Below are 5,254 nucleotides of genomic sequence, written 5' to 3'. Positions count from 1 at the left end.
CGACCGACCCTCAAGCAGCAGCTCTACCGCCTGCTCGCCCCCGTGACCGCCGTCCTGCTCGGCGCCCTGGCCCGGGTCCGGCTCCCACGGGGCCCGGTCCGCGTGGGTGTGTGGCCGGTCGCGATGGGCTCGCTGGTCATGCTCCTGCTGGCCGCGGCCGTCGTGGCCGCGCCGAGCGTCCGGCTGGTGGACGTTCCCGATGTCACGGGAGCCTCGGTGGAACGGGCCGAGGAGGCGCTGGTCGGAGCGGGGTTCGCGGTCGAGCGGCGGCTCGAGTGGTCGGACGAAGTCGCCGAGGGGCTCGTGATCCGAACGGACCCCTCCTCCGGGGCCCAGGCCCGCCCAGGGGCTCCCATCGTCGTCGTCGCCTCCCGCGGCCCTGCGCCCGTGGCCATCCCGGCGATCGTCGGGCTCGAGGTCGAGGCCGCGAAGAGGGCGCTGCGGGAGGCGGGGCTCGAGGTCGGCTCCACCTCGGAGATCTTCGACGAGGCCGCTCCCGAGGGCGCGGTCGTCTCCCACTCCCCCACCGAGCCCGCGCGGCCCGGCACGAGGGTCGACCTCGTGGTGAGCAAGGGGCCCGAGCTCGTGAACGTGCCGGCGGTCACCGGCAAGACGCTGGCCGAGGCGCGCCGCGCGCTCACCGAGGCCGGGTTCGAGCCGGGACGGGTCAGCGAGGAGTTCCATGCGTCGGTCCCGGCGGGCGCGGTCGTCTCCCAGGAGCCGGCGGCAGGGCGCGCCCGGCGAGGCACGGCCGTGGACCTGGTGGTGAGCAAGGGTCCGGACGCGGTCACGATCCCGAACCTGGTCGGCTCGGGACGGTCCGCCGCCCGAAAGGCCCTCTCCGACGCCGGGTTGAAGTGGGCGGAACGCGTGGAGGCATCTGACACGGTCGCGGAGGGCGTGGTCCTGCGTACGGACCCCGCCCCCGGCAAGCAGGTCCCACGGGGGTCGGCCGTCACCATCGTGGTCTCGCGCGGTCCGGCGACCTTCGCGATGCCGAGCCTCACCGGCATGTCCCGCACGGAGGCGAAGGCGAAGGCGCAGTCCATGGGCCTCGTGGTCTCCAACGAGTACGCCGTCCCGGGCTCGGGGCGGCCGGCGGGCGAGGTCCAGGGCCAGTCCCCCGCCCCCGGCACGCAGGTCTCGAAGGGCAGCAGGGTCCAGATCTACTACGCGGCTGGGTAGCTCAGAACCGCTCAGAAGCTAACAACTGCCACAGGAGCCGGGTACGATGAGCGCGCTCATGGGTGAAACAGCGACCAGCACCGATCCCCGCGTAGGGAGCCGTCTCGGCTCCCGTTACCGACTCGACGCGCGCATCGCCGCCGGGGGCATGGCGGTCGTGTACCGCGGCACCGACGAGGTGCTGGGTCGGCCCGTGGCCGTGAAGCTCATGCACCCCGCTCTCGGCACGGACCCCGGGTTCGTCGAGCGCTTCCGACGGGAGGCACAGAACGCCGCCCGGCTCAACCACGCCAACGTGGCGATGGTCCACGACTGGGGGACCGAGGACGGCTGCGCCTACATGGTGATGGAGCTCGTCGAGGGGACCAGCCTGCGCGACCTGGTCGAACGGTTCGGACGCCTCGACGTGGACACGGTCCGGTCGGTGGTCGCAGGCGTGGCCGCCGCGCTCGACCACGCGCACGAACGAGGCATCGTCCACCGCGACATCAAGCCGGAGAACGTGCTGCTGACGGGAGCCGGCCAGGTCAAGGTCGTGGACTTCGGCGTCGCGCGCGCCCTCGGTCCCGAGGCGGCCCGGCTCACCTCGGACGCTCCCCTCGGGACCGTTGCCTACATCGCACCGGAGCAGCTGACCGACGGCGACGTGGACGGACGGGCGGACATCTACGCGCTCGGGATCATGGCCTACGAGATGCTGACGGGGCGCCCCGCCTTCACCGGCGAGACCCCGGCGGCGATCGCGGCCGCGCGCCTGACCGCGTCCGTGCCCTCCCCGGGCATCTCCCCGGACGTGGACGGCGCGGTAGCTCGGGCGACCGCGCTCCACCCCTCCGACCGGTTCGGGTCGGCCGGCTCGTTCTCGCACGCCCTGGGCGAGTCGGCGCTCCCGACGCACCTGCAGCACACCGACGAGGTCGTCCTGCCCGCTGTCTCGATGCCCACCACCGTCCTGCCCCCGCTCGAGCTGGGGAGCAGGTCCCGGCCGCGTGAGCGACGCCGCAGCCGGCGTCGGTGGGTCCTGGTCGCCCTCGTCCTGTTACTCGTCTCGGGCGCGGCCACGGCCGGCGCGGTGCTCCAGCCCTGGATGACCGACGTCCCGGACGTCGCCGGAGCCACCCCCGAGAGGGCGACGAACGCTCTGCGCAGCGCGGGGCTGGCTCCCGGACCGATCGAGGAGGTCTTCTCCGACTCGGTCGACCGGGGAGCCGTGGTCCGGACGGACCCCGCACCCGGCTCCCGGGCGCGGCGCGGCACCCCAGTCAGGATGTTCACCTCGAAGGGGCCCGAGTTCCTGACCATCCCCACGGTGATCGGCAAGTCCCTCGAGGACGCGAAGGACCTCATCGCGCGCGCCGGCTTCGAGGTCGGGAACGTCGAAGAGGCCTTCCACAACACGATCGCGGCCGGGTCGGTCGCGGCGCAGGACCCCGCCCCCGACGCGGGCCAGCTCGAGCGCGGCAGCGAGATCTCGCTCGTGGTGAGCAAGGGTCCCGACCTGGTGACCGTTCCCGACGTGTCGGGCAAGACCCCGGCGCAGGCCAAGGCGGCCCTCGAGGCGGCCGGGCTCGTCTACGACCGCGTCGACGAGTTCTCCGACTCCGTCGCCCTCGACCAGATCATCCGGTCCGACCCGTCGTCGGGCAAGAGGGCGGTCCGAGGGTCGCGGGTGAAGGTCGTGGTGTCCCGGGGGCCGAGGGCCTTCGCGATGCCGTCGCTGGTCGGGATGTCCCTCGATGCGGCGAAGGCCAAGGCCCGGGAGCTGGGGCTCGTGGTCGCCAACGAGTACGCGGTGCCGGGGTCGGGCAAGCCCAAGGGCGAGGTCCAGGGGCAGAACCCCCCGGCCGGCACCGAGGTCCGCAAGGGAACGCGGATCGACCTGCACTACGCGGGCTGACCACACCGACGCCCATCCCTTCGGATCCCCCACCCGCGGCTGGAGTGGACCGGCGCGGCGGCGGGTACCCTACCCGACGAGAACCGGCCCCGGCACCTGCACTACTCTGAGGGCCGACCACACCTAGAGAGGGAGCGTCCTGCCGTGACCGAGTTCCGCAACCTGTGCGAGGCGCTGGAGGCGCGTGCCTCGAGCGACCATGGGATCACGTTCCTCGACGGCTCGGGGATCGTCGACAGCTGGACGTACGGGGAGCTGGGCCGCATCGCCCGGCGACAGGCGGGGGCCTGGCGCGAGCTCGGGGTCCAGCCCGGTGATCGGGTCGGGCTGTTGGGGTCCACCACACCCGGGTTCGTGGCGGCGATCTTCGGGGCCTGGTACGCGGGCGCGGTCGCGGTGCCGCTCGCCGTCCCGATGCGGCTGACGAGCCCCGAGGCGCTCGTGGAGGAGGTCCGGTCGCGGGCCGAGAAGGGGCGGCTGAAGGCGCTCGCGATGGACCCCCGCTTCGACCTCATCGAGGGGCTGCGAGACATCGTCTCCCCCACCGCCTCATGGGACGAGCTGACCGAGCGGGAGACCGAGGTCGAGCCCGTCGACCCCGACCCCGACGATCCGGCGCTCATCCAGTTCACGTCCGGGTCGACCGCCCGCCCGAAGGGGGTCGTCCTGACGCACCGTTGCCTGATCCTCAACGCCCGGTCCGGCAGCAAGCAGGTCGACTTCACGCGCGACGACGTGGCCGTGTCCTGGCTCCCGCTCTTCCACGATTTCGGACTCATCGGCATGACGCTGTGGCCGATGCTCGGGGACTTCAAGACCTACCTGATCCCACCCGAGGTCTTCATCTCGTCCCCGAAGGTGTGGGTGCAGGCGATGTCGGAGTTCCGCGGGACGGTGACCGCGGCGCCCAACTTCGCCTACGGGCTGATCACGCGGGTCCTGCGCAACGCGTCGGAGCCGTACGACCTCTCATCGATGCAGATCATGGCCAACGGCGCGGAGCCGGTGGACGCCCACACCCTGGCCGATCTCGCCGAAGCAGGTGAGCGTCACGGCCTCGACCCGGGCGCGCTCCTGCCCGTCTACGGCCTGGCCGAGGCCACGCTGGGTGTGGCGGCCCCCCGCCCCGGTCAGATGCGTCCACCGCGGTGGGTCGACTCGGAGCGGCTCGCCCACGACGGCGTCGCGGTCGAGGTCGAGCCGGGGACGCCCGGCGCGCGCCCCCTCGTCTCCGTCGGGGGCCCCATCCCCGACGTCCAGATCGAGATCCGCGACGAGGAGGGCAACCGGCTGCCCGACGGACACGTCGGCGAGGTGTGCGTCCACTCCAACGCGATCATGGCCGGCTACTTCGAGGACCCAGAGGAGACGGCGAAGGTCCTGCAGGACGGCTGGATCAGGACCGGGGACCTCGGACTCATCGGACCCGACGGACTCGTGATCACCGGACGGATAAAGGACATGATCATCGTCGGCGGACGCAACCTCTATCCGGAGGACGCCGAGCGGGTGGCGGCGAGCGTCCCCGGCGTCCGCCGCGGCAACGCGGTGGCGTTCGGGACGCTCGGCCGCGCGCGCGAGGGGCTCGTCGTGGTGGCCGAGACCCGGCTGGAGGGCGAGGACGCGGTGGGGCTCGCCAAGCAGGTGGCGAGCGAGGTGCGGCGCGCGATGCAGATCGCCGCCGACCACGTCGTGCTGCTGCGGCCCGGCTCCCTGCCGAAGACGCCGTCCGGGAAGCTGCAGCGGCGCCTGACGAGGGGGCTCTACGAGGCCGGGCAGCTCATCCAGCAGGCCGTTGGATCGGCCGGACGCACGCTGACCCAGCAGCCGGACACCTCCACCGTCTGACCCGTCTGTTACAGCTGTTAAGTTCTGTCGCGTAGTGCCACCTGGGGTGATACCTTCGGGAGGTGGTGGCGTACGCGCTCATCGCCGGTGGCACGCTGGCCGCGATCGCGGCCGCCGTCCTCGCGTGGGGCGTCCGCCGGCCTCCCGCCCCCGAGGCACCTACCGGGGGCGACGACCCCTGGGCCGTCTTCCGTCCCCGGACGGATGAGGACCTGGACGCGGACCGCCCACGTCTGGCCGCGCCCCTGGCCGGCGTCGCCGCGCTCGCGCTGATCCTGTCCGGGCTCGTGCTGCTGCGCTCCCCCGATGACGTGGAGGAGCGGG

General features: G+C 72.9%; 4 protein-coding genes. All 4 read left to right on the top strand.

Going from position 1 to position 5,254, the window contains the following annotated elements; genetic code table 11:
* Nucleotides 1–1,185: PASTA domain-containing protein (locus VM840_05830; GenBank protein HVL81096.1), on the top strand; the 1,185-nt coding region annotated here is incomplete at its 5' end.
* A gap of 46 nt (nt 1,186–1,231) precedes the next feature.
* Nucleotides 1,232–3,082 carry a Stk1 family PASTA domain-containing Ser/Thr kinase gene (gene pknB, locus VM840_05825; GenBank protein ID HVL81095.1) on the top strand — a complete coding sequence of 617 codons (1,851 nt, stop codon included), beginning with the start codon at nt 1,232–1,234 and terminating at the stop codon, nt 3,080–3,082.
* Nucleotides 3,083–3,226: 144 nt separating this feature from the next.
* Nucleotides 3,227–4,930 carry a fatty acyl-AMP ligase gene (locus VM840_05820; protein HVL81094.1) on the top strand — a complete coding sequence of 568 codons (1,704 nt, stop codon included), beginning with the start codon at nt 3,227–3,229 and terminating at the stop codon, nt 4,928–4,930.
* 62 nt (nt 4,931–4,992) lie between these two features.
* Nucleotides 4,993–5,254, top strand: a 262-nt coding sequence (locus tag VM840_05815; protein HVL81093.1) for a hypothetical protein, incomplete at its 3' end; no start/stop codon positions are given.

The sequence above is a fragment of the Actinomycetota bacterium genome, from assembly GCA_035540895.1.
GTDB lineage: Bacteria > Actinomycetota > JAICYB01 > JAICYB01 > JAICYB01 > DATLFR01.
Note: the sequence above shows the minus strand (reverse complement) of the source record. Positions and strands in the feature narration are given on the sequence as shown.